The following is a 3,493-nucleotide window of genomic DNA, read 5'->3' as shown; positions in this document are numbered from 1 at the left end:
GGAGCTGTAATTTTCGCAACCCTTCTTCTGTCCACTTGACTGAAGTCATAGAAACTTGCAAGTCCAAGGTCAGCAGCTACTTTAACAGCACCTGCATTGTCGTTACCCATCGGCATTCCTATCTGAACTGCAGGATCGGTTGATTGGATGGCTGGCTGTTGCTCAGGTCCTGATTTCGCCCCTACATACCTCACTGCAATTGCTCCTAATCTTGGGTCATTGGTGCTTTTGAGGAAATTCACAAAAGGCTCCGTCATGTAAAAGTTAGCAGCTTCAGTAGCATTTAGGGTGTTTCCGATTGGATTGGTATAGTTGGCATCATGAATAATTACAGCATTGTCATTATTTGTTAAAATGACACCTCCGGCAAATGCTTTTGTGACGGTCTGTTGTGCTAAGGTAGGATTGGCGTTACTTAACCTCATTCCAGCCCTTAGTAGAAGTGAGTAACCAAACTTTTTCCATTTTGCAATATCCCCTCTATAAAGGATATCTGCCGTTTCAATCCTTCCATTGGTATTGAGAGCTGCAGAAGCTTCCTCGAGTTCCTTGATTAATTCCCCATAAATAAATTCCTGGGAATCATATTTAGGATAAAAGACTTGATTGCTGTATCCCACACCTGCTTCAGTATATGGAATAGAGCCATAGGTGTCTGTAAGGATCATAAATGCATAAGCCTGAAGAATCCTTGTCATCTGCAATAGATTGCTTCTAGTAGGGTCATCTTTGATTCGGAAAATGATATCCTTGGTGTTTTTGATCACATTCCGATAGTATTGCTGCCAATTGTTTTGAGTGGAAGCCCTGTTGTCCTGGTTGAAATTTGCACCTGTCAGTACGCCTGAGTTAGGCGAAATTATTTGCTGGACAATCCCAATTTCAAATACCAAAACCCCAAATGAATTTGGAGAGGACGATACTGTGGCATTGTTTAATTGAAATGCAGGATCAATTGAAGTTGCAGCTACAGTATTTGTATTTAGCTCATCAAAGTTTTGGTCACATGATGTGCTATAGCCTAGCATTAGCACAAGGAGGATAAAATTAAATATCTTTTTCATGGTTGCTCTGATTAAAATTTGACATTAAGATTGAAGCCGAGACCTCTTGTGGTAGGAAGTCCTGTAGATTCCATTCCAACAAGGTTGTCCGAGGTATACCCGAATGATTCTGGGTCAATGTTATCTACCCATTTCTTAATCATTAAAACGTTGTTGGCTACAAGATTGAGTCTTACAGCACTAACCGGGAAATTTTTAGGGATGAATTTGGTAAAATCATATCCCATAGTGATTTGTCTCAGTTTCCAGAATCCGGAGTTGTAGATTACAGGTTCAACCAATGCCTGAGATCTAACAACTTCCCAATATGACTGAACCGGTGCAGCAACGGTATTTGTTTCACCTGCAAGGTTGACACCATCTCCGACAACTCCGCCTTCACGACCTTCAAGAGTCATTTTGTGCAAGCCATGTCTTACAGCATTGAAATTGGTTCCAGATAGCATTTTTCCTCCTAATCTGAAGTCTATCAGGAATGAAAGGGAAACACCTTTATAATTGAAGGAGTTGTTGATACCTCCAATCCATTTTGGAAGGGCACTGCCAAAGTTTACAAGATCAAGGGTTCTCAATGGCAATCCATTTCCTCCGAAAATCTGTCTTCCCTGTTCGTCTCTTCTGTATCCAAAACCTGCTATTTGACCCATTTCTTCTCCTACAATCTGTCTCAATTCGCCATTGAAAACGTGGGTACCTACAGTGATTCTTTCACCAGGAGTGTCAGTCAATAAGCTCAACACTTTTGTCTTGTTGTATGCACCGTTGAAAGAAGCTTCCCAAGTAAAGTTTTCATTTTCTACAGGCACAACTGTCAAGAGCATTTCAATACCTTTATTTGAGCTTTGCCCACTGTTGATTGAGGTATTCACAAAACCTGATGCATCAGAAATCTGGGCACTTACAATCTGGTCACTTGTGAGTTTGCTGTATGCAGCAAGGTCCAAAGAAACTCTTCCTTGGAACATTTTCATTTCCAAACCGATTTCAGTTTCTGCTACCCGCATTGGCTTAAGGTTTGGATTTGGAAGGGTTCCTCCAAGAGGACCACCGACAGGTTGGTTGTTGAATAAGTTTGCATTGACACCATAAAACAGTACGTTGGAATAAGGTCCCACATCTGAATCAGAGCCCACTTCTGCATAAGCTACTCTCAATTTTCCAAAATTAAACCAATCAGATGTACCTGTATTTTCTGTAAAAATCCAACTGGTAGAAATAGAAGGATATAGAATACTTCTGTTTTCAGGAGAAAGGGTCGAGAACCAGTCATTTCTGATGGTACCATTGATAAACAGAAACTTTTTATAAGAAAACTCTGCAAATGCGAATAATGAATTCACAGCTCTCTCATATCTGTCAAAAATCGGATCTTTAACCCTACCGTTTTGAACAGTATAGAGATCTCTGACAACGAAATCAGTTGCTTGAACGCTGTTTAAATCAGATGTTCTATACATGTGATTACCTCCAACATTGGCATTTATTCCATAATCGCCAAATTCTTTGGTGGCTGAGAGAATGAAATCAGCATTGACTTCTCTAAATCTTCTTGACTCTTGAGTATATTGTCCATTGACAAATCCTGCCGGGGCAGCTGCTCTAGAAGCTTGGCCTGTTGGGAAGTTATTAACATCCATGTCTCGTGACCAATAATCCTGTCCTACACGACCCTGGATATACAACCAAGGTGTGAGGTCATACTTTACAGCTATGTTTCCAAAGATCCTATCTCTTTTTATATTCTGAAACTGCTGTGAAAGAGTAAAATATGGATTGGTTCTGTTTCTGAATCTTGAATAAACAGCCTCGTTGCCATTGGCATCAAATTTATTTTCATCAAGGACACTCAATGGCATTGAATTGGCCATGTTGTAAAGTGCTGTAGGTATTGAATTGTCTTGGTTTGCAACATTAGGAGGGTTTTTATTTTCTTCAATTGAGTAATTGATGTTTCCTTTGAAGTTCAACCTTTTGCTTAACTGGTAGCCGAATCCTAAATAAATGGTTTTTCTGTTGAAAGAGTTGTTGGGAACAATCCCTTTACTCGTAAGATCGGAGAAAGAAAAGCTCAATCCTCCTTTATCACTTGAGGTAGAAACCATAATTGAATTGGTTACATTCTGACCGTTTCTGAAGAATTCATTAATTCTTCCTTTTTGAGGAACGTATGGAACAGTCACTCCATCAAAAAGGACTTGAGTCATACCGGGAGCGAATTTTTCACCAAAAGACCACTGTCCTGAGGTAGGGTTTGGAGTTGTGGGTCTGATACCTTGTTCTCCCTGACCATATTCATATTGATAATCTGTAAAATCCAATGGTGCTTCATTGGTGTAATTCAGGTTATAGGTCACCCCGATACCTTTAGATTCACCTCTTGATTTGGTGTTGATCATGATGACACCGTCTTTTGCTCTTGATCCATAAAG

Annotated in this window: 2 protein-coding genes; both read right to left on the bottom strand. The window is 40.0% G+C overall.

Annotated elements, in window-relative coordinates:
* Window positions 1-1,064, bottom strand: a 1,064-nt coding sequence (locus ACZFYI_RS17555) for a SusD/RagB family nutrient-binding outer membrane lipoprotein (protein ID WP_462525425.1), incomplete at its 3' end; no start/stop codon positions are given.
* Window positions 1,065-1,075: 11 nt separating this feature from the next.
* On the bottom strand, window positions 1,076-3,493 hold a 2,418-nt coding region (locus ACZFYI_RS17550; RefSeq protein WP_462525424.1), incomplete at its 5' end, for a SusC/RagA family TonB-linked outer membrane protein.

It is taken from the genome of Aquiflexum sp. (assembly GCF_977115555.1).
The sequence above is the reverse complement of the archived record's forward strand: the minus strand, read 5'-3'. Positions and strand labels throughout refer to the sequence as shown.